Below are 21,796 nucleotides of genomic sequence, written 5' to 3' on the forward strand. Positions count from 1 at the left end.
TCCACAAAACGCTGAAGGACGGGTTTGGGAAACCGCTCTATTGCTTGGTCGGCGCTTCACCAACCGCTAACCAATCAAGGCCGCGGCTTGCGCCGCAATTCGCGCCGATCAAGGCGAAAGCTGGTGACAGCATGGGCCGGTTCGGATAATTCGAACCGGCCGCGGGGAACCGTCGGCCGCTGTAACCGCAACGATCATACTGAAGGAAACGGCATGGCGGATTCGCCTGAAATCGTCGGCTCGCTCGAAGACGTCTCGAAAGCCTATTCGGCAATTCTTTGCGATGTCTGGGGGGTGGTGCACAATGGCGAATGGCATTTTCCGGCTGCCGCGGCTGCGCTGGCAGCGGCAAGGGCGGACGGCACTCCTGTCGTTCTGATCACCAATTCGCCGCGCCGCAGCGCCGATGTCGTGGCGCAGATGAGCGTGATCGGCGTTCCGCCATCAGCCTATGACCGTGTGGTGACCTCGGGCGACGTGACCCGTGATCTGATCGCGGAGGGCCCGCGCAAGGTCTTCCACATCGGCGCCGACCGCGATCTGACCCTTTATGACGGCCTCGATGTCGAACTCGTCGAGGAGTTCGAGGCCACCGGTGTGGTCTGCACCGGACTGTTCGACGACGAGGTCGAAAAACCTGACGACTATACGGAACTGCTGCGCCGGTTGCGCGCCAGGAACCTGCCGTTCATCTGCGCCAATCCCGATATCATGGTGGAACGCGGCGAACGGATCATCTGGTGCGCCGGCGCGCTCGCGCGCGACTACGCGCAGCTAGGCGGTCGCACGCTGATCGCCGGAAAACCCTACGCGCCGATTTACGAGGTCGCGATGAAGGAGGTGGCCGAGATCCTCGGCCGGTCGGTTGAGCGTTCGCGAATACTTGCAATCGGCGACGGCATGATGACCGACGTCAAGGGCGCTGCCGACAATGGTTTCGACGTCCTCTATGTCTCTGGCGGCATTCATGCCCGCGACTATGGCGATCCATCCCGGCCGGATCCGGCAAAGCTCGGGCTCTTCCTGGAGCGGCACGGCTATCGTCCGGTGGCCGTGATCGCAAGACTGCAGTAGGTGGCAATGGTCGCGTTCCAGCATCTTACGACAACCGCGCCGCTGCCCGCCGATCTGCGGGGGGGCGTGGTCGCGATCGGCAATTTCGATGGCGTCCACCGCGGCCATCAATCCGTGCTCGAACGGGCATTGGCGGAGGCCGTGCGGCGTGGCGTACCGGCCCTGGTGCTGACCTTTGAACCGCACCCGCGAACGGTTTTCAGGCCTGATCTGCCGCTTTTCGTGCTGACGCCGCCGCAGATGAAGGCGCGCCTCCTGTCGCTGCTGGGCTTTGCCGCGCTCGTCGAGCAGCCCTTCACGCGCGACTTCGCCTCGCTGTCGGCGGAAGCCTTCGTCACCGATGTGCTGGAGAGGGCGCTGGGCATTACCCATGCCGTGACCGGTTTCGATTTCCATTTCGGCAAGGACCGCCAGGGCGGGCCGGCTTATCTGATGGCTGCCGGCGAGCGCCACGGCTTCGGTGTTACCCTCGTCGACGCCTTTCGCGACGAAGGCGCCGAGGTGGTTTCGTCGAGCCGCATCCGTGCCTTGCTTTGCAAGGGCGAGGTGGCCGAGGCCGCCGGTCTGCTTGGCTATCGCTTTACGGTGGAAAGCGAGGTTGTCGGCGGCCAGCAGCTCGGGCGAACGCTCGGCTTTCCCACAGCCAATATGAGGCTTCCGGCGGAAGCCACGCTCAAGGAAGGGATCTACGCCGTCCGCTTCCGTCGCGCGGACGGTACGCTGCACGACGGCGTCGCCAGCTTTGGCCGCCGCCCGACCGTCGACGACAATGGCGCGCCGCTCCTGGAAACCTTCGTCTTCGATTTTTCCGGCGATCTCTATGGCGAGACTTGCGAGGTGTCGTTCTTCGGCTTCCTGCGCAGCGAGATCAAGTTCGACGGGCTCGACGCACTGGTCGTGCAGATGAAGCGCGATGAAGTCGAGGCCCGCGCGCTGCTTGGCGGCGTCAAACCGCTCTCCGGCCTGGACGCCGCGGTGGCGTTCTGAAGCATGATCCCGAAAGGGGAAACGAGTTCCTATTTCTTCAACGCAAGACCGACGGCGATGAAGGTCCAGCCCTGGAAGATCAGGTCGATCGCCAGGAACAGTCCGAGCACCCACAGGCTGTTGACCGGCCAGCCCATGGCGATGATCAGGCCCGCGAGCACGCTGATGACGCCCGCCGCGACAATCCAGCCCCAGCCGCGCTCCGGACGGTGGCTGTAGCCGACCCAGGCCCGCAGCGCGCCGGAAGCGACGAGCGCGATGGCCAGCAGGAAGGTCAGCACCGCCGAGGCGAGCAGCGGATTGTCGAAAGCGAAGAACCCTGCGACCGCATAAAGCAGTCCGCTGAGCAGCCAGTAGAAGAAGCGGCCCCAGGTCTTGACCCCGAAAGCATGCATGATCTCGATGATGCCGGCCACCAGCATCAGCCATCCGACAACGTAGACGGAAGCCACCGTGGCGATGAACAGATTGCCGAAGGCTACACCGCCGAGGATCAGCAGCACCACGCCCAGACCGACGAACCATCCCCATTTGTCACGCGTCTGGCCGATCGCGTTCTTCAGAGTATCGCCGTGCAAGGTCATGTCGCCACCTCCATAGAGGACCGCCAGCATGCAGGGAGGTTACCCTCGGCGCCGACCCGCGTCCAGCCGATCGCGGGCGCGATGGTGCAGGCAATGCGCGCTGGATGTCTCGCCCTTAAATCAAATTTTACCAAAGCCTCGTCAAAGCTGTCGCCGCAGGGCAGTTGTATCGTGTTAGTGGAGTGACCATGAGTCAGGTCGGGAAGATTTCTGTAGCCGTGGCTACTGTCGTGCTCGCCATGTCAGGCGCGGCCGAAGCCGGTGATGGCGCTTTCGGCTGGCTGTCCGGCGACTGGTATCTGACGGTCGGCGCGACCGGCCTGGTGGCGCCCAATTTCGAAGGCGGCAAGAAATACATGCTGAGCGCCCAGCCCATCATTTCGCTGGGCAAGGCCGGCCCCGCTGCTCGCTTCACCTCGCGCAACGACAATATTTCGCTGGCGCTTGTCGACGATGGCGGCGTCCGTGCCGGCCTGACCGGCAAGTTCCTGTTCTCGCGCGACGACGGCGATGCCGACGAACTCAGGGGGCTCGACCCGGTCCGCTGGGGCGGCGAGGTCGGCGGCTTCTTCGAATTCTATCCGACGGACTGGATGCGCGCGCGCGCGGAATTGCGGCATGGCATCCGAGCCCATAACGGCTTTGTCGCCGACATCGCCGCCGATGCATTCTACGATGTGACGCCAACCGTCAGGATTTCAGGTGGTCCGCGCGTGTCGTTCGCCTCGGCGAACTATTTCGATGCCTATTACGGTGTCAACGCGCAGGAAGCCGTGGCCTCGGGCTTGAGCCAGTACAATCCCGGCGGCGGCCTGAAATCCGTCGGCCTCGGTGGCGCGGTGACCTGGAAGGTGACCGATCCGATGACTGCCAGCCTGTTTGGCGAATATTCGCGCCTGGAGGGTCCGGCCGCCGATTCCAGCCTGGTCAGGGAGCGTGGCGACCGCAACCAGTTCATGGTCGGCGTGTCGACCACCTACCGCTTCGACTTCAAGATGTAAGCGAATCGAACGAGACGCTTTATTCCTGCGCTCTTCTCCGCTAAAAGCCCAGCAATGACGAGCTTTTTGCGCCTTCACGCGCCAACGATACGAATTACCAGCCCGGTGTTCCCAGCAGCCTGAAGGCTGTAGGAGCCGCCGGGAATATTGCGCGCGGCCTCTCGCGCTTTTCCAGATCATCAAAGCATGTCGCCCCGAGTGGGCCCCGTTTTTGGGAACGGCATGCGTGTAAAATAGAGTTTCACGCCGCAAGCCACGTGGCCCGGCATGCACATGGCAGACCAATGACCGACGAAACCCAATCGAAGATCGACTATTCGAAGACCCTTTATCTGCCGCAGACGGAGTTTCCGATGCGCGCCGGCCTGCCCGAGAAGGAGCCGGTGCTGGTCAAGCGCTGGCAGGACATGGACCTCTACCGCAAGCTGCGCGAGAGCGCGGCGGGGCGTACAAAATACGTGCTGCATGACGGCCCGCCCTACGCCAACGGCAACATCCATATCGGCCACGCGCTGAACAAGATCCTCAAGGACGTCATCACCCGCTCATTCCAGATGCGCGGCTATGACTCGAACTATGTGCCCGGCTGGGACTGTCACGGCCTGCCGATCGAATGGAAGATCGAGGAACAATACCGCGCCAAGGGCAAGAACAAGGACGAGGTGCCGGTCAACGAATTCCGCCAGGAATGCCGTGAATTCGCCGCGCACTGGATCTCGGTGCAGGGTGGAGAGTTCCAGCGTCTCGGTGTCATCGGCGACTTCAAGAACCCTTATACGACCATGGCCTTCCACGCCGAGTCGCGCATCGCCGGTGAATTGTTGAAGTTCGCCATGTCCGGCCAGCTCTACCGTGGTTCCAAGCCGGTGATGTGGAGCGTCGTCGAGCGGACTGCGCTCGCCGAGGCCGAGATCGAGTACCAGGACTACGAGTCAGACACGATCTGGGCGAAGTTTCCGGTGGCCAATCTCGTCGTCGCCAGTGTGGTGGACGGGCAGCCGGCGGAGCTCGATCCGGACCTGAGCGGTCGGTCGCTTGACCTGCTGGATGCTCATGTCGTCATCTGGACGACGACGCCGTGGACCATCCCGGGCAATCGCGCCGTCAGCTATTCGCCGCGTGTCGCCTACGGCCTCTACGAGGTGACGGCGGCCGAGAATGCGTTTGGCCCGCAGCCAGGCGAGAAGCTGATCTTTGCCGATGCGCTGGCAGAGGAAAGCCAGGCCAAGGCCAAGGTCACCTTGAAACGTCTTCACGGCATCAGCGCCGAACAGCTTGGAAATCTTGTGCTTTCGCATCCCTTCAAGGGCCTCGGTGGCGGCTATGAATTCCCGGTTGCGATGATTGCCGGCGACCATGTCACCGACGATGCCGGCACCGGCTTCGTGCACACCGCTCCCGGCCATGGCCGGGAGGACTTTGATGCCTGGATGGACGCCGCGCCCGCGCTGCGCCAACGTGGCATCGACACCGAAATCCCGTTCACCGTCGACGATGCCGGCTTCTTCACCAAGGACGCGCCGGGCCTCGGCCCTGACCGCGAAGGCGGAGCCGCGCGCGTGATCGACGACAATGGCAAGAAGGGCAACGCCAACCAGGCGGTCATCGATGAGCTGATCAAGCGCAATGCGCTGTTCGCGCGCGGCCGGCTGAAGCACAGCTACCCGCATTCATGGCGTTCGAAGAAGCCGGTCATCTTCCGCAACACGCCGCAATGGTTCGTCTACATGGACAAGGACCTCGGCGACGGCACCACGCTGCGGGGCCGCGCGCTGAAGGCCATCGACGAGACGCGCTTTGTCCCGGCCGCCGGCCAGAACCGCATTCGCGCCATGATCGAGGAGCGCCCGGACTGGGTGCTGTCGCGCCAGCGCGCCTGGGGCGTGCCGATCGCCGTCTTCGCCGACGAGGATGGCAATGTGCTGAAGGATGAGGCCGTCAACCGCCGCATCATGGACGCCTTCGAGGCGGAAGGCGCCGACGCCTGGTTCGCGCGCGGCGCCAAGGAGCGCTTCCTCGGCAATCACGATGCCTCCAAATGGAAGCAGGTGATGGACATTCTCGACGTCTGGTTCGATTCGGGCTCGACACATGTCTTCACCTTGGAAGACCGGCCCGACCTGAAGTGGCCGGCCGACGTCTATCTCGAAGGCTCCGACCAGCATCGCGGCTGGTTCCACTCCTCGCTGCTCGAAAGTTGCGGCACCAGGGGCAGGGCGCCTTACGACACCGTCGTCACCCATGGCTTCACCATGGACGAGGATGGGCGCAAGATGTCGAAATCGCTCGGCAACACGGTCGTGCCGCAGGATGTGATCAAGCAGTCCGGCGCCGATATCCTGCGGCTCTGGGTGGTGACGACCGACTATTGGGAAGACCAGCGCCTCGGCAAGAACGTGCTGCAGACCAACATCGACGCCTATCGCAAGCTGCGCAACACCATACGCTGGATGCTGGGCACGCTCGCCCATGACGATGGTGAGGTCGTTCCCCTGGAGACGATGCCGGAGCTTGAGCGGCTGATGCTGCACCGGCTGGCCGAACTCGACGAGGTGGTACGCCAGGGCTACGACGCCTTCGAGTTCAAGCGCATCACGCGCGCACTGCTCGATTTCATGGTGGTCGAGCTGTCGGCCTTCTATTTCGATATCCGCAAGGACGCGCTCTACTGCGACGGCCCGTCGAGCGTGAAGCGCAAGGCCTCGGTCCAGGTGGTGCGCCATCTCTTCGATTGCCTGGTGAAATGGCTGGCGCCGATGCTGCCCTTCACCATGGAGGAGGCGTGGCTCGAGCGTCATCCCGATGCGATGTCGGTGCATCTCGACCAGTTCCCGCAAATCCGGGCGGGTTGGAGGAACGAGGCGCTGGCGGAGAAATGGCGCAAGGTCAGGCAGGTGCGCCGCGTCGTCACCGGCGCGCTCGAGATTGCGCGTGCCCAGAAGGTGATCGGCTCCTCGCTGGAGGCTGTCCCCGTGGTCACGATCAACGATGCGGCGCTCGAGGCGGCGATATCGGACGTCGACATGGCTGAAATGGCCATCACCAGCGATCTCGTCATTGCCCATGGCGAGGCGCCGCGAACCGCCTTCGCCCTCGATGATGTTAAGGGCGTTGCCGTGGTCGTCGAGAAAGCGGAGGATCGCGGCCTGGTCAAATGCGCGCGTTCCTGGCGCTACACCGCCGATGTCGGGCAGGATTCCGAGTTTCCGGATGTTTCGGCACGGGATGCCGCGGTGCTGCACGAACTGAAAGCGCTGGGAAGGCTCTAGTGCCTGTCGCCCAAAGAAGTGCACAAATGCCACGCCGCGCGGGTGCAAACCCGCCCGTGCGTTGCCCTTAACGAGTGGTTGAGGTAAACACGCGAAACTCCGGAAGACAAATTGTCGCCGGATTTCCGTCGCAAGTGCTTGCACGATGGGGACCGGACACAAGGCCGGTGCGATCGAGAGGTTGTCTAGAGTGGGACTTTTTGGCATGACCGAAAGATATAACGCGCGCCTTGCGCTGCTGGCGCCGCTTGTCGCATCGGGCCTCGCTTTGTCCGGCTGCATGGGCTCTCCGACCTACGGCACCGACAAGACCGCCGCCGAGCAGCTGGCCGGCGATCTTACAGGCGCCGTTTCCTTCGCGCCGAAGCGCAAGGACCCGATCGACTACAAGCCACGTCCCACCCTGGTGAAGCCGGCACCTGGCCAGAAGGAAGCGCTGCCTGCCCCGCAGGAAAGCATCCAGACGGCAAACGCCGGTTGGCCCGAATCGCCCGAGCAGCGCCGCGCGCGCCTGCGCGCCGACGCCACCGCACACCAGAATGATCCGGCCTACCAGTCGGAGATCGTCGATGACGTGCAGACGGATCCGGCTTCGGTGAAAAGGGCGATGGAGGAATCAGGATCCAGCCACCCGCCGGCGTGGAAACCCGCCGATTCCGACAAGGGCCGCGCCGCCGAGATCCAGCGCCGCCTTGCCGAGAGCAAGCAGGGCGATCCGAACACGCGTAAATACCTCAGCGAGCCGCCATTGGCCTACCGTGTCGCCTCCGATGCCGCGCCGCAGAACGAACTCGGCGAAGACGAGTACAAGAAAGAACGCGCTCTCAAGGCAAAGGCCGAGGGCAAGAAGGGCGGCTGGTTCGACTGGTTGCAGTAAGAACAAGTCGCGCAGGTCTTGCGGCGGCCTTGGCTCAGTCTCGACGTCCCCTGAAAAAATCCTTCAGCAGCAGGCCTGCTTCGGTCTCGGCCATGCCCGGATAGATGTCGGGCGTGTGGTGGCAGGTCGGAGAGGCGAAGAAGCGCACGCCGTTGACGACGGCGCCGCCCTTTTCGTCGGCCGCGCCAAAATAGAGACGGCGCAGCCTGGCGAAGGAGATTGCCCCGGCGCACATGGCGCAGGGCTCCAGCGTGACATAGAGATCGTGGCCGGTGAGCCGCTCGCTCGAGAGTTTGCCGCAGGCTTCACGGATCACCAGCATCTCGGCATGGGCCGTCGGGTCCGCAAGCTCGCGCGTGCGGTTGCCTGCACTGGCAATAACCGCGCCGCCATTGGCGATGACCGCGCCGACCGGCACTTCGCCACGCAAGGCTGCCGCTTCGGCCTCTTTTAGCGCCAGGGCCATGAAATCCGGCCTCTTCAAGGGGTTTGTCTTCCCATTATATCCTCGCCACCCGGCGGTGATCCTGTTATGGAGCGCATCAACCCGAAAAATCGGACTCGATTTTCGGAAATGATCATGCGCCAAATCAAAAGTGCTACAGCGTTCGTTGCGCGCCGAACGGATGCGCCACGCTGTAGCAGCGCAAACGGACAAAGGCCACATGGACGACAACGACAAGAAATCTCCGCGCAAAGCCGGCCCGGGCAGGAGTGGCCCGAAATCGGCAGGTGCACGTGGCCGCGATGCCGGCAAGGGCGGGAAGCCGTCCTTTGCTGCGAAAAAACCTTATGCGCCACGTGGCGATCGGCCGATGGCCGCCGACGGCGACCGGCCGAAGCGGGACTTCAAGGGCGGCGACAGGCCATTCAGCAAGGGACCGCGCCCCGAAGGCAAGCCTTATGAAAAGCGCGAAGGCCCGCGCAAGCCCTATGCGCCGCGTGGCGACCGCCCGATGGCGGCCGAAGGCGAGCGCAAGCCTTATGAAAAGCGTGAGGGACCACGCAAGCCCTACGCGCCGCGCGGCGACCGCCCGATGGCAGCCGAAGGCGAACGCAAGCCCTATGAGAAGCGCGAGGGACCACGCAAGCCCTACGCGCCGCGTGGCGACCGTCCGGTTTCTGCATCGGCGGAGGGCGGTGAAAAGCGCTTCGACCGTCCCAAGCGTGATTTCGGAGATCGTCCGAAGCGGGATTTCGCTGACCGTCCAAAGCGTGACTTTGGCGGCGACAGACCCAAGCGTGATTTCGGTGATCGGCCGCAAGGCGCGTCTGGCGGCGGCTTCAAGCCGCGCTCGCGGCCTGCCGAAGCAACGGAAGAAGCCGGCGAGCGCATCGCCAAGCGGCTGGCACGCGCCGGGCTCGCCTCGCGCCGCGACGCCGAGGAGTTGATCGCCGCCGGCCGCGTCAAGGTCAATGGCAAGGTGCTGGCTTCGCCGGCGTTCAACGTCATGCCCAATGACATCATCCATCTCGATGGCATGGAAATCCCGCCGATCGAACGCACGCGCCTGTTCCTGTTCCACAAGCCGGCCGGCGTCGTCACCACCAACCGCGATCCGGAAGGCCGCAAGACCGTCTTCGACGTGCTGCCGGCCGAACTGCCGCGGCTGATGACCATCGGCCGCCTCGATATCAACACCGAAGGCCTGCTGCTGCTGACCAATGATGGCGGCCTGTCGCGCGTACTCGAACTGCCGGCCACTGGCTGGTTGCGCCGCTACCGCGTGCGCGTTCATGGCAAGGTCGAGGAAAGCGCGCTCGCCGGCCTGCGCGAGGGCATTGCCGTCGACGGCGTCTTCTACGGCGCCATCGAAGCCAGCTTGGATCGCGAGCAGGGCTCCAACGCCTGGCTGACGATCGGTCTGCGCGAGGGCAAGAACCGTGAGGTCAAGAACATCCTCGGCGCGCTCGGCCTCGACGTCACGCGGCTGATCCGCATCTCCTACGGTCCGTTCCAGCTCGAGGACCTCGCCGAGGGCCATGTTCTGGAGATCAAGGGCCGGGTGCTGCGCGACCAGCTCGGCGAGCGCCTGGTCGAGGAATCCGGCGCCAATTTCGAGGCCGAGATAACAAAACCGTTTTCCAACCAGCCGGTGCGGCGCACCGAAGTGCGTGAGGTCGAGCCCGAACGGCCGAAGTTTACGCGAGATGGCGAGCGCCGGCCGATCGGCGAGGGCGGGCTGATCAAGAACCGCAAACGCCGGGAAGGCAGCCGCGACGAGGCGCTCGGCAAACTGTCGACGAGCCCCGACAGGGGTGAGAGACCAGAAAAGAGCTTCGGCGATCGCGGTCCGCGACCGGAGCGCGGTGGCTTTGGCGATAAGCCGCGTGGAAGTTTTGGCGACAAGCCGCGCGGTGGATTCGGTGACAAGCCTCGCGGCGGCGGCAAGAAACCCGAGCGCGAGCAACGGCCGATCGAGCCGCCCGGCCAGCGCAAGGCCAATGTCTGGATGGCGCCGGGAGCCCGGCCGATCGGCAAGGGCAGGGCGGAGGCCGATGCGGCCAAGACGGCCGAGAACAAGGCACGCAAGGCCTCGTTCAAGCCGTCTTATGGCAAGCCCGCCGGCAAGCCAGGTGGCGCGAAACCGTTCGGCAAGCCGCGTGGCGAGCGTCCAGGAGGCGCCGGTGGCGGCGAGCGGCCGCGCGGCGGCCCCAAGGGCCCCCGGACAAGATGAGAATCGTCGGCGGTGAGTTTCGCGGGCGTCCGCTGGCGACGCCCCGCAGCAGCGCCATCCGCCCGACGACCGATCGCACCCGCGAGGCCGTCTTCAACGTTCTGGCGCATCGCTTTGCCGGGCAACTGGACGGCGCGCGCGTGCTCGACCTGTTCGCTGGCACCGGCGCGCTTGGCCTGGAAGCCCTGTCGCGCGGGGCATCCTATGGCGTCTTCATCGAGGAATCGGCCGAGGGCCGTGGTCTGATCCGCGACAATGTCGAAGCCTTCGGCCTGACCGGACGCACCAAGATCTTCCGCCGCGACGCAACCGGCCTTGGCGAGGCGGGCACGCTGGCGCCGTTCGGCCTGGTCTTTGCCGATCCGCCCTATGGCAAGGGCCTTGGCGAGCTAGCCCTGCGGTCGGCCCAGGCCGGCGGCTGGCTGCGGCCAGGCGCACTCTGTGTGGTCGAGGAGACGGCGGTGGTTCCCTTCGAGCCAGGCCCGGGCTTTTCCGTGCTTGATGAGCGCAACTATGGCGAGACCGTGATCCGCTTCATCGAAGCTGCCTGAGAGGCCTGCTTTCAGCCGTGGCCTCTTTGCCGCCGCCTTTGCCGGCAACATGACCAACAATTCACTTTGCTTGTCGCCAGCGCCTTGCCTATCGTCGCTGCATGAAACCGGAGCCATCGATGACATCAAGGACTGAATGGCTTCGGGCCACGCTGCTGGCGACGTCGCTGGCATTGTTCATGACCGCCCCCGTCCTGGCGGACGGCCCCGTATTGCCAAGCACAGTGCCGGCCGAGTTCAAGGTCACGGACTTCCTGCTCGACAACGGCATGGAAGTGGTCGTCATTCCCGATCACCGCGCGCCGATCGTCACCCACATGGTCTGGTACAAGATCGGCAGCGCCGACGAGCCGCCGGGCAAATCCGGCATCGCCCATTTCTTCGAGCATCTGATGTTCAAAGCCACGGCCCACCACGCGGCCGGCGAGTTCGACCGCGCCGTCTCCGACATTGGCGGCTCCAACAACGCCTTCACCTCCTACGACTACACCGCTTTCCACGAGACGGTGGCACCGTCGGCGCTCGAGCTCATGATGAGCTTCGAAGCCGACCGCATGCGCAACCTCATCCTCACCGATGACGTCATCAAGACCGAGCGCGATGTCATCCTGGAGGAGCGCCGCTCGCGCATCGACAACAATCCGCAGGCCGTGCTCGACGAAGAGGTCGATGCCACGCTATGGCAGAACCAGCCCTATCGCATCCCGGTCATCGGCTGGATGCAGGAGATGGAGCAGCTGAACCGCACCGACGCGGTGGCGTTCTACAACAAATACTACCGGCCCAACAACGTCGTGCTGATCGTGACCGGCGATGTCGAACCGGACACGGTGAAGGCGCTGGCCGAAAAGACCTATGGCAAGGTGGCCCGCGGGCCGGACCTGCCGCCGCGCGTCCGTCCGGTCGAGCCGGAGCAGAACACCAGGCGCACGGTCACGCTCTCCGACGCTCGCGTCAGCGTGCCGAGTTTCTCGACACAATGGGTCGTGCCCTCCTATCACACTGCGAAGCCCGGCGAGGCCGAAGCGCTCGATCTGCTGGCCGAGATCCTCGGCGGCGGCAACCGCAGCCGGCTTTACCAGGCCCTTGTCGTCAAGCAGGGCATTGCTTCCGGCGCCGGTGCGTACTTCCAGGGCACCATGCTCGACGACACCAATTTCACCGTCTACGGCGCGCCGCGCGGTGACGCCAAACTGGCCGACGTCGAAGCCGCGGTCGATGCGGAAGTGGCGCGCATCGCCAGCGACGGCGTCACCCCGGACGAGCTCGAAAAAGCCAAGGACCGCTATGTCAGGTCGATGATCTTTGCTCGCGACAAGCAGGATTCCATGGCCAACATCTATGGCTCGACGCTTGCCACCGGCGGCAACGTCCAGGACGTGCAGCAATGGCCGGACCGCATCCGCAAGGTCACCACCGACGAGGTCAAGGCCGTTGCCGCGCGCTATCTGGTATTGGGCCGCTCGACGACCGGCTATCTCTTGCCGCAGCAACAGGCGGGGAATTGATGATGACGAACCAGTTTAGCGGCGCGTTGACGTCTCCCCGCCAGGCTCCCCCTTCTCCCCTCGCGCGAGAAGGGAAGGCCCTCCACGCCCTCGCAACCTTCTTCCTCTCCGTGCTCTTCCTGGTTCTGCCGGCGCTTGCCGCCCGCGCCATGGAGATCCAGTCCGTTACCTCCTCGAAAGGCGTCACGGCTTGGCTGGTCGAGGACTATTCCGTGCCGGTGGTCGCCGTCCGCTTCGTCTTCGGCGGCGGCTCGACGCAGGATCCGGTGGGGAAGGAAGGTCTCGCCAACCTGATGACCGGCCTGTTCGACGAGGGTGCCGGCCCGCTCGACTCGGAAGCCTTCCAGATCAAGCTCGATGATGCCGGGGCCGAAATGAGCTTCGACGAGACCCGCGATGGCATCTACGGTTCCATGCGCATGCTGGCCGAACAGCGCGACGAAGCCTTCGACCTGTTGCGTCTGGCGGTCAATGAGCCGCGCTTCGACCAGGCGCCGATCGACCGCATCCGCGCGCAGGTCCTGTCCGGCATCATCGCCAACGAGAACGATCCCGACACGGTGGCGCAGAACCGGTGGGCGCGCGCCGTCTATGGCGACCACCCTTATTCGCGTTCCGACCAGGGCACCAGGCAGAGCATCGCCGCCGTCACGCAGGCCGATCTCGAGGCCCTGCACAAGGCGGTGTTCGCGCGCGGCGGCTTGCATGTCGCCGTGGTTGGGGCCATCGACCCCGAGACCCTGAAGAAGAAGCTCGACATGGTGTTCGGCGACTTGCCGCGGGACCAGGCGCTCGCTCCTGTAGCCGATATCGAGCCCAAGCTGGCGCAGCATATCGAGGTCAATTACGACCTGCCGCAGACATCGCTGCAGCTCGCCTGGCCGGGCGTGAAGCGCAAGGCGACGGATTTCTTCCCGGCGGTGCTGATGAATGAGATCCTCGGCGGTGGAACTTTCACCTCGCGCCTGTTCCAGGAGGTGCGCGAAAAGCGCGGGCTCGCCTACAGCGTCAATTCCTCTCTGGTCAACCAGGACCATGCCAATGCGCTGATCGTCACCACTGGGACGCGCTCCGATCGCGCGGCCGAGACGCTCGCTATCGTGCGCGACGTCGCCAAGCGCCTGGCCGAGGATGGCCCGACCGAAGCCGAACTGGCGGCGACCAAGAAATATCTGATCGGCGCCTATGCGATCAGCAATCTGGATTCGTCGAGTTCTATCGCCGCCACGCTTGTCGAGCTGCAGATTGACGATCTCGGCATCGACTACATGCAGCGCCGGGCCGGCTATATCAACGCGGTGACGATCGATCAGGTCAAGGCGGCGGCGAAGAAGCTGCTGACGACCGAGCCGACCATCATGGTGGTCGGGCCGCCGCTGGCGGGAGCCGGCAAGGGATGAGCCCCACTTTCGGCATAGCGTTCGGCGGTGGCGGCGCGCGCGGTCTGGCGCATATCCATGTCATCGAGGCGCTGGACGAGCTCGGCATCAAGCCGGTGGCGATAGCCGGCTCGTCGATCGGCGCCATCATGGGCGCCGGCATGGCCTCGGGCATGACCGGCAAGGATATCCACGACTATGCCCGCTCGATCCTCGGCCGCCGTGCCGAGGTGGCGAGCCGCATGTGGCGGGCGCGGCCGGGCACGATCGCGGAAGCCATGCAAAATGGCATCCGCGTCAGCCAGTTCAATGTCGAGCGCATCCTGAAGGCGTTTCTGCCCGAGGCTATTCCCGAATCCTTCGCCGGATTGAAAATCCCGCTGAAGGTGACAGCAACCGACTATTTCGGCCACAAGCTCGCCGTGTTCGACGATGGCGACCTGCATTCCGCCCTTGCTGCCTCTGCCGCCATTCCTGCCGTCTTCCGTCCGGTGACGCGCGACGGCAGGCTGCTGATCGACGGCGGCATCTACAACCCCGTGCCCTTCGACCTGATCGAGAAGGATGCCGATATCATCATCGGCGTCGACGTGGTTGGCGCGCCGGAAGAGGCCGACCGCAAGCAGCCGACCTCCGTCGACCTGATGTTCGGCGCCACGCAATTGATGATGCAGTCGATCATCGCCAACAAGCTGAAACAGTGCCAGCCCGACATACTGGTCCGCCCGGCGGTGTCGAAATACCGCGTCCTCGATTTCCTGAAGATCGAGGCCCTGATGAGCGAGACGGTTGAAATCAAGGATCGGCTGAAGCGGGAGGTGGAGGTCGCAATTGAACGGCGTTCCGCCAAGGTCGAAGCAAAAAGGACAAGAACACCAGCCAGGTCGTGATCGCGGTCAGCGAGACTGCGAGGCTACTTTGTGCCGTGTCGGCGGGGCATCAATGCCGAGGCGGCAACAATGCCTCCGCTTCGCTCAGTCCTTCGCCCGCTCCACATAGGATCCGTCCGCAGTCATCACCACGACGCGGGTGCCAGGCGCGATGTGCGGCGGCACGGTGGTGCGCACGCCATTGGAAAGCACGGCCGGCTTGTAGGAAGACGATGCCGTCTGGCCCTTGGTCGTCGGCTCGGTCTCGACCACTTCGAAGGTGGCACGCTGCGGCAGCACCAGGGCGATCGCGATGCCGTTGAACTGTGACACCTGCACCGGCATGCCCTCCTTCAGATAGGGCGCCGCGTCGCCGACCACGGCTTCAGACACCGCCACCTGGTCGTAGGTTTCCGGGTTCATGAAGTGATAGCCTTCGCCATCGGCGTAAAGGAAGGTGTGCTCGCGCTCCTCGACATAGGCGCGCTCCACCTGTTCGGTGGTGCGGTAGCGCTCCGACACCTTCACCCCGTCGCCGATGCGGCGCATATCGAGCTGCGTCACGGGCGTGCCCTTGCCGGGGTGGATGTTTTCGGCGAAGAGGATCACATAAAGCTTGCCGTCCTTGTCGACGACATTGCCTTTGCGGAGCGAACTGGCGATGACTTTCACCACGGTTTTAAATCCTGCGAGAGTTGACTGGCGTTTGCCGGCTTGCGCGGCGCTGGATGGGGGCCTAGCGCATCTTGGCGCGAACCGCCAGCCCCCTCGGCGAACCGAAGCGCGCTGATGACCGCCGCGTCGCCCTGGTGGACGCCGCATGTCCATGCCGACCGCCGTCCGCGCTTGATGCTGCGCAACGGGATGACGGCTGCCTTGCGCGACTGGTTCGCCCGCAACGACTTCATTGAGGTGGAGACGGCGGCGCTGCAGGTCTCGCCCGGCAACGAGGCGCATCTGGCGGCCTTCGCCACCGAAGCGGTCGGGCCGGATGGCGCCCGCTCGCCGCTTTATCTCCACACCTCGCCGGAATTCGCCTGCAAGAAACTGCTTGCGGCGGGGGAGCAGCGCATTTTCAGCCTGGGGGCCGTCTACCGCAACCGCGAGCGCGGTCCCTTGCATCATCCCGAATTCACCATGCTCGAATGGTATCGGGTGGGCGAGACCTATGAAAGCCTGATGCGCGACTGCGCCGATCTGCTGGCGCTGGCCGCGACACGGGCAGGGGCCACGCACTTCTCTTTCAGGGGCCGCGACTGCGATCCGTTTTCCGAACCGGAGCGGCTGACCGTGGCGGACGCCTTCAGCCGCCACGCCGGGATCGATCTGCTGGCCACGGTCGCGCCCGATGGCGGCACGGACCGGGACGCGCTGCATGCCGCTCTGATCCAGGCCGGTCTGCGCACCGCGCCTGACGACAGCTGGGCCGATTTGTTCAGCCGCGTGATGGTGGAAAAGATCGAACCCAATCTCGGCCTCGGCCGCGCGACCATTCTTTGCGAGTACCCGGTCGCCGAGGCGGCACTGGCGCGGCCGAGCCCGAGGGATCCGCGCGTCGCCGAACGCTTCGAGCTCTATTGCTGCGGCGTCGAGCTCGCCAACGGCTTTGGCGAACTGACCGACGCGGCCGAGCAACGCCGGCGCTTCGTCATCGAGATGGACGAGAAAGAGCGCGTTTATGGTGAGCGCTACCCGCTGGACGAGGACTTCCTCGCCGCGTTGGCCATCATGCCGCAGGCCAGCGGCATCGCGCTCGGCTTCGATCGGCTGGTGATGCTGGCGACCGGCGCGCAGAAGATCGAGGACGTGATCTGGACTCCGGTCCCGGCATCTTGAAGACGGGCTGCCGCCCCTTTGATCTCAATGCGCGAATACCTGCTCCAGCGAGCGAAAGCCCTTGAATTCCAAGGCATTGCCCGAGGGATCCCGGATAAACAATGTCGCTTGTTCGCCGGGCTCGCCCTTGAAGCGGACCATCGGCCGCTCCAGCCAGTCTATGTCGTCGCGCGCTTCCAGCCGCGTCGCCAGGCGCTGCCAGTCGTCCATCAAGAGCACAGCGCCGAAATGCGGGATCGGCACCAAAATGCCGTCGACCTTGCCGTCGCTTGCAGCTCGCGCGGCCTGCGGCCGCAAATGCGCCGACATCTGGTGGCCGTAGAGGTCGAAATCGACCCAGGTCGCCGACGAGCGGCCGATCGCACAGCCCAGCACCTCGCCATAGAAAGTTCGGGTTTCATCGAGATCACGGACTGGAAAGGCAAGATGGAAAGGCGTCATGGCGAAGGCTCCAGATAGGCAAAAACCGCGACGTCCGCTCTTTGCGGGCGCTTCGATGGCGATTTGGTCGCAACATCCTGATTGCCCTTCGGCCATTGCACAAGCGGCAGTGGAACAATAGATGGTGCGGCAGCACCTGCCTTCCGGACAGGCTGAAGAAAACAGGATCAAGTGCATGACCGACAAGCTCGACGCCGCGAAATTGACGGACCGTGTCGCGGCCCTGGTCGAGGCCGCCAAACGCGCTGGCGCCGATGCCGCGGACGCCGTCGCGGTGCGTGGCCGCTCGACCGGTGTTTCGGTGCGGCTTGGCAAGGTCGAAAACACAGAGGCGTCCGAGGGCGACGACGTTTCGCTGCGGGTGTTCGTCGGCCAGCGTGTGGCCAGTGTATCGGCCACCGCAGTGTCCGATCCGAAGGCCCTTGCCGAGCGCGCCGTCGCCATGGCCAAAGTGTCCCCCGAGGATCCCTACCAGGGTCTTGCCGACCCCGCGCTGCTCGCCAGACAGACGCGCGATCTGGACCTGTTCGATGCAACCGAAGTGTCGGCGGACCAGTTGAAGGAGGCGGCCCTTGCGGCCGAGGCGGCGGCTCTCGCCGTCAACGGCGTAACCAATTCGGCCGGCAGCAATGCCAGCGCCGGGCTGGGCGGGCTGGTTCTGGCCACCTCGCACGGTTTTCTCGGCCAGTATGTCGCCTCGCGCTTTTCGCGCTCGGCCAGCGTGATCGCCGGCGAGGGCACCGGCATGGAACGCGACTACGAATTCTCCTCGCGCCAGCATTTTGCCGATCTCGACGCGGCCGAGGATATCGGCCGCCGGGCCGGCGAACGGGCCGTGCGTCGCCTTGGCGCGCGCAAGGCGGCGACCGGATCGGTCGACGTGGTGTTCGACCCGCGCGTCGCGCGCGGCATTGCCGGCCATATCGCCGGGGCCATCAACGGCGCTTCCGTCGCGCGAAAAACCTCGTTCCTGCGCGACATGATGGGCAAGCAGGTGGCCGCGTCCGCCATCACCGTCACTGACGAGCCGCTGCGGCGCCGTGGCCAGGCCTCGCGCCCGTTCGATGGCGAAGGCGTCGAGGGCGAGAAACTCCTGATGATCGAAAAGGGCGTCCTCAATCACTGGTTCCTGTCGACATCGGCGGCCCGGGAGCTCGGCCTCGTCACCAACGGGCGCGGCACGCGCGGCGGCTCCTCCGTCTCACCGTCTTCCACCAATCTTGCCATCGAGCCAGGCGAAAGGTCGCCGGAAGACCTGATCGGCTCGCTCAAGAGCGGCTTCTACGTCACCGAAGTGTTTGGCCAGGGCGTAGACATGCTCACCGGCGAATACAGCCGCGGCGCTTCGGGCTTCTGGATCGAAAATGGGGCGCTTGCCTATCCGGTCGCCGAAGTCACCATCGCCTCGAACCTGAAGACGATGTTCCTCAACATGGTGCCCGCGAATGACCTTGATCGCAATTTCGGCACCGCCGCCCCGACGCTCCTGATCGAAGGCATGACCCTTGCCGGAGCATGAGCTGACCACCGCCGGTGCCGATCTGGACCTGCCGCTGCTGCGCGACGCCGCCCGCGACGCGGGTCTCATAGCCATGCGCTACTTCGGCAACAATCCGCAGGTCTGGATGAAGGGCGGCACCTCGCCGGTCAGCGAAGCCGATCATGCCGCCGATGCGTATCTGCGCCAGACGTTGCTTGCGGCACGGCCGGATTATGGCTGGCTGTCGGAAGAGACGGACGACGACCTGGCGCGGCTTTCGGCGCGCCGCACCTTCGTTGTCGACCCGATCGACGGTACGCGCGGCTTCCTTGAAGGCCAGCGCGCCTGGTGCGTCAGCGTCGCCGTCGTCGAGAATGGCCGCACGCTCGCCGGCGTGCTCGAATGCCCGGCGATGGACGAGACCTATTCCGCGCTGCCAGGCCAGGGCGCATTCCGCAACGGCAAGCGCATTGCGGTGCGCAAGCCAGGCGACAAGCCCGAGATTTCCGGCCTGAAGCAGTTGATCGACCTGATGCCGGCCGGCTGGCAGAAGCGGCTGCAACGGGCGCCCTACAGCCCTTCGCTTGCCTACCGCCTGGCGATGATCGCCAATGGCACGCTCGACGGCACCTTCGTCAAGCCGAACGCGCATGACTGGGACATTGCAGCCGCCGACCTCATCCTGCGCGAGGCAGGTGGCCAGCTGCTCGACCCGCACGGCCACGCACCGCTCTATGCCGGCGAGGTGACCCGCCACGGTGCGCTCGCGGCCGGCAGCGGCGAACTGCTGGCCGTGCTGGTCGACGTCATTGCCGGGCTGGATGGCTGAAAGCGTTTTCGAAGGTTCCAAAGTCGGCGGCTTTGGTCTAGACCTGTCACAAACTCACGATATGTGAAGGACCGACATGGCCGCGGAAGACGGAAAGAAACAGCTTTTGCATCTGGTATTCGGCGGCGAACTGAAGAAGCTTGGCGGCACCGAGTTCCGCGATCTCGATGCGCTCGACATCGTCGGCGTCTATCCGGATTATCAATCCGCGCACACGGCGTGGAAAGCCAAGGCGCAGGCCAGCGTGGACAATGCTCATATGCGTTATTTCGTCGTTCATCTGCACCGTCTGCTGGATCCCGATAGCAAGGCCACCGGTTGACTTCGATGGAGCATGATCTGGCGAAAGAGCCAGCCGGCGAGGCCGCGCCCACGGGCAGGGGCCGCAGCCGCACGACCAAGGCCTTCTGGCGCAGGATCCGCGAACCGCTCGCGCAGTCGCGATTCGTCAAGAACGCCATTGCCAGCCTGCTCGCGCAGTTCGTCCGGCTGGTTCGCGTGACCAGCCCCCTGGTCGCCGGATCAGCGCGCTTTTCGGGCGGCGCCTATGCCGAGTTCGAGCCGGGGATCATTGCTCTGTGGCATGGCCAGCATCTTTTGACGCCGGCCTATTACCCCAAGCGCAAGCCGCTGGTTGCCATGGTGTCGCGTAGCGCCGATGCCGAGCTCAACGCCCTGATGCTGGAGAAATTCGGCATCGAGGCGGTGCGCGGTTCGGGCGGGCGCGACAATGCCAGGCATCTCGACAAGGGCGGAGCCAAGGCGCTCATCGCCCTCAAAAAGTCGCTCACATCAGGCAAGAACGTCGCCATGATCGCAGACATTCCCCACGGTACCCCGCGCGATGCAGGGCTCGGTATCGTTCTCCTGGCTCGCCTCTCCGGCCGGCCGCTGCTGCCCGTCGCCATCGCCACCAGCCGCCGCAAAGTGCTGGAAAAGAGCTGGGACAAGACCACCATCAACCTGCCCTTCGGCCGCTCCGCCGTGACCATCGGCACGCCGATCTTCGTGGCGGCGGATGCCGATGACGCCGAAATGGAACGCAAGCGCCAGGAAATCACCACCGCCCTCAATGCCGCGACCGCCGAGGCCTACCGCCTCGTGGATGCTCCGCGGTGAGCGGCCGCTGGGCCCGCACCATGTTGTCGGCATACCGTTTTGCCGGCGCGGCAGCCTATCCGCTGGTCGGGCCTTATGTCGCCTGGCGCACCTCGCGCGGCAAGGAAGACCGCAATCGCCGGCGCGAGCGCTACGGCGTCGCCGGACGGCCGCGCCCCGAGGGCCCGGTGATTTGGATCCATGCCGCGAGCGTCGGCGAGACGTTGGCCGTCGTGCCGCTTGTCGAAAGCATCCTCGACTATGGCGTCAACATCGTGCTGACGACCGGTACGGTCACCTCGGCCCAGGTCGTCGACGAGCGGCTCGGCGACCGCATCATTCACCAATATGTGCCACTCGATCTGAAGCCGGCGGTCAGCCGCTTCCTCGATCACTGGAAACCCGATCTGGCGATCATCGCCGAATCCGAGATATGGCCGATGACCATCCTCGAACTTGGTGCCCGCCACGTGCCGCAGGTGCTGGTCAATGGCCGGCTCTCCGATCGCTCCTTCATGTCTTGGAAGAAGCGGGCCAACATCGCCGAGGCCCTGTTCGAGAATCTGGCCCATGTCGTTGCCCAGTCCGACGTCGACGGCGAGCGTTTTCGGGCGCTCGGCGCCCGGCCGGTCACGGTGTCGGGCAATCTCAAGGTCGACACCAACCCGCCGCCGGTCGACTTGCGAGCGCTTGGCACATTGCAGCGGCAGATCGGCGATCGGCCGACCTGGGCGGCGATCTCGACCCATGATGGCGAGGAAGTGGTCGCCGCGGAAGTTCACGCGACGCTGCACAGGCGTCACCACGGCCTTTTGACGATCGTCGTTCCGCGCCATCCCGATCGGGCCGAAGCCCTTGCCGCGCAGATTTCCGGCATGGGCCTTAAAGTCGCGCGGCGCAGCAAGGGCGACCGTATCGGGGCCGATACCGATATCTTGCTTGGCGATACGATCGGCGAAATGGGCTTGTATCTCCGGTTGACCGAAATCGCTTTCGTCGGCCGCTCGCTGACCTCCGAAGGCGGCCAGAATCCGCTTGAGCCGGCCATGCTCGACACCGCCGTTCTCGCCGGGCGCAACGTGCAGAATTTTCGCGAGGCCTATCAGCGCCTGCTCGACAGCGGCGGCGCCAAGCTGGTGCGCGACCGCGACATGCTGGCCGGCGCCGTCAATTTCCTCCTGACCAACGAAGTGGCGCGCCACGAGATGATGGCGGCGGGGATCGCGACTGTCGAAGAGATGCGCGGCGCACTGGCACGCACGCTCAAATCGCTCGAACCCTATATCCAGCCGCTGGTGGTCAAGGCGCGCCTGAAGGGCGCCAACGGGCGTTAGA

General features: G+C 64.8%; 20 protein-coding genes. 16 read left to right on the top strand and 4 right to left on the bottom strand.

Going from position 1 to position 21,796, the window contains the following annotated elements:
- Positions 1-213: 213 nt before the first annotated feature.
- Together FJ527_RS27480 and FJ527_RS27485 are read left to right on the top strand one after the other, a co-directional pair.
- Complete coding sequence (locus FJ527_RS27480) at positions 214-1,074, top strand: TIGR01459 family HAD-type hydrolase (RefSeq protein ID WP_140720939.1); 861 nt, start codon at positions 214-216, stop codon at positions 1,072-1,074.
- Between the two features lie 6 nt (positions 1,075-1,080).
- Positions 1,081-2,061, top strand: coding sequence for a bifunctional riboflavin kinase/FAD synthetase (locus FJ527_RS27485; RefSeq protein WP_140824567.1), 981 nt, complete (start codon positions 1,081-1,083; stop codon positions 2,059-2,061).
- A gap of 29 nt (positions 2,062-2,090) precedes the next feature.
- Here the strand turns inward: FJ527_RS27485 and FJ527_RS27490 are convergent, their stop codons facing one another.
- Positions 2,091-2,645, bottom strand: a complete 555-nt coding sequence (locus FJ527_RS27490; protein ID WP_140717635.1) for an HdeD family acid-resistance protein — start codon at positions 2,643-2,645, stop codon at positions 2,091-2,093.
- Positions 2,646-2,833: 188 nt separating this feature from the next.
- On the opposite strand from FJ527_RS27490, the gene FJ527_RS27495 reads away from it, so the two are divergent.
- From FJ527_RS27495 to FJ527_RS27505, 3 genes are all read left to right on the top strand, one after another.
- Positions 2,834-3,646 carry a MipA/OmpV family protein gene (locus FJ527_RS27495; protein WP_140720936.1) on the top strand — a complete coding sequence of 271 codons (813 nt, stop codon included), beginning with the start codon at positions 2,834-2,836 and terminating at the stop codon, positions 3,644-3,646.
- Between the two features lie 284 nt (positions 3,647-3,930).
- Entirely contained in the window at positions 3,931-6,915 is a 2,985-nt protein-coding gene (ileS, locus tag FJ527_RS27500) for an isoleucine--tRNA ligase (protein ID WP_140824530.1), read from the top strand.
- A 205-nt stretch (positions 6,916-7,120) separates the two neighbouring features.
- Positions 7,121-7,792 (top strand): hypothetical protein, encoded by a 672-nt coding sequence (locus tag FJ527_RS27505; RefSeq protein WP_015318360.1) that lies wholly within the window; start codon positions 7,121-7,123, stop codon positions 7,790-7,792.
- Between the two features lie 34 nt (positions 7,793-7,826).
- On the opposite strand, the gene FJ527_RS27510 is transcribed toward FJ527_RS27505, so the two are convergent.
- Positions 7,827-8,276 (bottom strand): nucleoside deaminase, encoded by a 450-nt coding sequence (locus tag FJ527_RS27510; protein WP_041163474.1) that lies wholly within the window; start codon positions 8,274-8,276, stop codon positions 7,827-7,829.
- 181 nt (positions 8,277-8,457) lie between these two features.
- On the opposite strand from FJ527_RS27510, the gene FJ527_RS27515 reads away from it, so the two are divergent.
- From FJ527_RS27515 to FJ527_RS27535, 5 genes are all read left to right on the top strand, one after another.
- Positions 8,458-10,470 carry a pseudouridine synthase gene (locus FJ527_RS27515; protein WP_140824531.1) on the top strand — a complete coding sequence of 671 codons (2,013 nt, stop codon included), beginning with the start codon at positions 8,458-8,460 and terminating at the stop codon, positions 10,468-10,470.
- Positions 10,467-11,021 (top strand): 16S rRNA (guanine(966)-N(2))-methyltransferase RsmD, encoded by a 555-nt coding sequence (gene rsmD / locus FJ527_RS27520; protein ID WP_015318357.1) that lies wholly within the window; start codon positions 10,467-10,469, stop codon positions 11,019-11,021. Before FJ527_RS27515 ends, rsmD begins: the two co-directional genes overlap by 4 nt.
- A 119-nt stretch (positions 11,022-11,140) precedes the next feature.
- Positions 11,141-12,529, top strand: a complete 1,389-nt coding sequence (locus FJ527_RS27525) for a pitrilysin family protein (protein ID WP_140720927.1) — start codon at positions 11,141-11,143, stop codon at positions 12,527-12,529.
- 2 nt (positions 12,530-12,531) lie between these two features.
- Positions 12,532-13,929, top strand: a complete 1,398-nt coding sequence (locus FJ527_RS27530) for a pitrilysin family protein (RefSeq protein ID WP_181166518.1) — start codon at positions 12,532-12,534, stop codon at positions 13,927-13,929.
- The gene (locus FJ527_RS27535; RefSeq protein WP_140617132.1) at positions 13,926-14,798 is read left to right on the top strand and encodes a patatin-like phospholipase family protein; all 873 of its coding nucleotides are present in this window, start codon (positions 13,926-13,928) and stop codon (positions 14,796-14,798) included. The genes FJ527_RS27530 and FJ527_RS27535 overlap by 4 nt, the downstream gene beginning before the upstream one ends.
- An 84-nt stretch (positions 14,799-14,882) precedes the next feature.
- Here the strand turns inward: FJ527_RS27535 and efp are convergent, their stop codons facing one another.
- On the bottom strand, positions 14,883-15,452 hold the full coding sequence (gene efp, locus FJ527_RS27540) for an elongation factor P (protein ID WP_015318353.1): 570 nt from the start codon (positions 15,450-15,452) through the stop codon (positions 14,883-14,885).
- Between the two features lie 114 nt (positions 15,453-15,566).
- Here efp and epmA point away from each other — a divergent pair, with 114 nt between their 5' ends.
- Positions 15,567-16,613, top strand: a complete 1,047-nt coding sequence (epmA, locus tag FJ527_RS27545) for an EF-P lysine aminoacylase EpmA (RefSeq protein WP_140824533.1) — start codon at positions 15,567-15,569, stop codon at positions 16,611-16,613.
- A 24-nt stretch (positions 16,614-16,637) separates the two neighbouring features.
- Here epmA and FJ527_RS27550 read toward each other — a convergent pair whose 3' ends face one another.
- Positions 16,638-17,054, bottom strand: coding sequence for a VOC family protein (locus FJ527_RS27550; RefSeq protein ID WP_015318351.1), 417 nt, complete (start codon positions 17,052-17,054; stop codon positions 16,638-16,640).
- A gap of 175 nt (positions 17,055-17,229) precedes the next feature.
- Here FJ527_RS27550 and FJ527_RS27555 point away from each other — a divergent pair, with 175 nt between their 5' ends.
- The 5 genes from FJ527_RS27555 (at position 17,230) to waaA (ending at position 21,795) form a co-directional block, all read left to right on the top strand.
- Entirely contained in the window at positions 17,230-18,573 is a 1,344-nt protein-coding gene (locus FJ527_RS27555) for a TldD/PmbA family protein (RefSeq protein WP_140824534.1), read from the top strand.
- Complete coding sequence (locus FJ527_RS27560) at positions 18,560-19,363, top strand: 3'(2'),5'-bisphosphate nucleotidase CysQ (RefSeq protein ID WP_140824535.1); 804 nt, start codon at positions 18,560-18,562, stop codon at positions 19,361-19,363. Before FJ527_RS27555 ends, FJ527_RS27560 begins: the two co-directional genes overlap by 14 nt.
- Positions 19,364-19,439: 76 nt before the next feature.
- Positions 19,440-19,685: a DUF4170 domain-containing protein gene (locus FJ527_RS27565; protein ID WP_140661886.1), complete on the top strand. Its 246-nt coding sequence runs from the start codon at positions 19,440-19,442 to the stop codon at positions 19,683-19,685.
- Positions 19,686-19,690: 5 nt separating this feature from the next.
- Positions 19,691-20,482 carry a lysophospholipid acyltransferase family protein gene (locus FJ527_RS27570; protein WP_140824536.1) on the top strand — a complete coding sequence of 264 codons (792 nt, stop codon included), beginning with the start codon at positions 19,691-19,693 and terminating at the stop codon, positions 20,480-20,482.
- The gene (gene waaA / locus FJ527_RS27575) at positions 20,479-21,795 is read left to right on the top strand and encodes a lipid IV(A) 3-deoxy-D-manno-octulosonic acid transferase (RefSeq protein WP_015318346.1); all 1,317 of its coding nucleotides are present in this window, start codon (positions 20,479-20,481) and stop codon (positions 21,793-21,795) included. Before FJ527_RS27570 ends, waaA begins: the two co-directional genes overlap by 4 nt.
- Position 21,796 lies beyond the last annotated feature (1 nt).

Source organism: Mesorhizobium sp. B2-4-18, from assembly GCF_006441385.1.
Taxonomy (GTDB): Bacteria; Pseudomonadota; Alphaproteobacteria; order Rhizobiales; family Rhizobiaceae; genus Mesorhizobium; species Mesorhizobium australicum.